Genomic DNA, 1,447 nt, shown 5'->3' with positions numbered 1-1,447 from the left:
AAAAACAAAAGATACATCTTAATTGTAAGCTAGCCCTAAAATGTCGAAAGGACTTTCATGCTTCTTCCTGTGCTCTTTTCTCCCGTGTCGCCTGGTATTTTCAAAGATCATCTCTAAAATGATAAGGACCGATTTTGGACCGGACTGTATTGAAGACGCGAGATGCGGCAGGGCCCTTTTCACCAGGTCCATGCACTTATATTCGCTAGCTTCTATCTGGTGCTTCCAATATAAATAATACCGACACTGAAAGGTCATCATGGAAGAGAGAAGAATCTCAATTAATGTCCCGTACAAATGACATTCCACCCGTTCTTGGTTCATTTTTCGAATGTCATCAACTTTAAATAAGGATTTCCAAGTCTTGAATAGAATCTCCACCTGCCATCTTATGGAATATAGTGGATAAAGGTCTTGAGCGCCCAATTCTTCCTGTGTTACATTGGTCACAAGAATTTGAATTTGATTTCTTTGGTTGGCAGAAAGGGTCTGGTGTCCTTTCTGCCTTTTTAAGTGTAAAGCTCTTTCTCGCCTTTGACGCTGTTGAAGCGTAAGCTTCTGAGCTACAATGCGGGCTACGAAGGAACTTCGTGAATCGCCTCCAACTTTTATAAATCCATAATCAATGGTTTCTCCCGAAACCTTATTTTTCAAGTCTTCTTCAGGCTTGATTTGTATCCATCCCTTTTCTCCACTCCAAGTCCAAAACTTGGTTTGACTCGGTACTCGACTAATAAAGTACGCTTCCTTCTTATTCATTTCCTTGATCAACCTTGCCGAATAGTAACCTAAATCTCGTAAAAGGAGATCTCCTGGTTCCAGAGAATCCAACTGTTCACGCGCGGCATCTTTATCACTTTTAGCTTCTGCCTGCACCTTATGATAGAGGACCTCACCCCTGAGCCATTCATACTCCAACTGCACTTTAACACCATATCCCTGAACACCAGGATAATCAGCATGGGGACTTGGAAGACGAAAAGATGTCGCATCCATAATCCGAATGCGTGAAAATAATGGGTGACGTTCTAAGACAGATGCCATCCCTTCCTGCCTAGCAGCTAGTTGACCATATATCTGTTTTAAAAAGGAAACAGCCTTACCATTGAAACGCTCATGGAGAGCTTGTTTGGAAATTGAGATCTGGAATTGATAGGATATAGCGCTACATAAATGTTGTAAGCTATTCTTCCCAACAGAATCTTTTAACAGCGTACAGAGACTCAAGAACGCTTCGGGCTTGCATTTACTGGATCTTTTCGAAAAGCCGGTTTTTTTCGCTGTTTGGCTGACAGCATCACGACCAAAAGTTTCCGTAATAGCTTGAGCCATAGACCGAAGGTGTTTTTTGATACCCATAAGATCATCCTTTCTTAGAAAATTCTTCAAAGAAGGATAACGTTTATAAAGGGTTATACGAAATTATGAGCTTAGCTTGACGGGTATG

The 1,447-nt window shown here is 41.3% G+C and carries 1 protein-coding gene; it reads right to left on the bottom strand.

The window, feature by feature from the left end; all coding sequences use genetic code 11:
* Positions 1 to 18: 18 nt before the first annotated feature.
* Positions 19 to 1,359, bottom strand: a complete 1,341-nt coding sequence (locus tag ACTWPM_RS20590; RefSeq protein ID WP_443134832.1) for an IS4 family transposase — start codon at positions 1,357 to 1,359, stop codon at positions 19 to 21.
* Positions 1,360 to 1,447: the final 88 nt, after the last annotated feature.

Source organism: Halobacillus sp. K22, from assembly GCF_052246795.1.
Lineage (GTDB): Bacteria > Bacillota > Bacilli > Bacillales > Halobacillaceae > Halobacillus.
The sequence above is the reverse complement of the archived record's forward strand: the minus strand, read 5'-3'. Positions and strand labels throughout refer to the sequence as shown.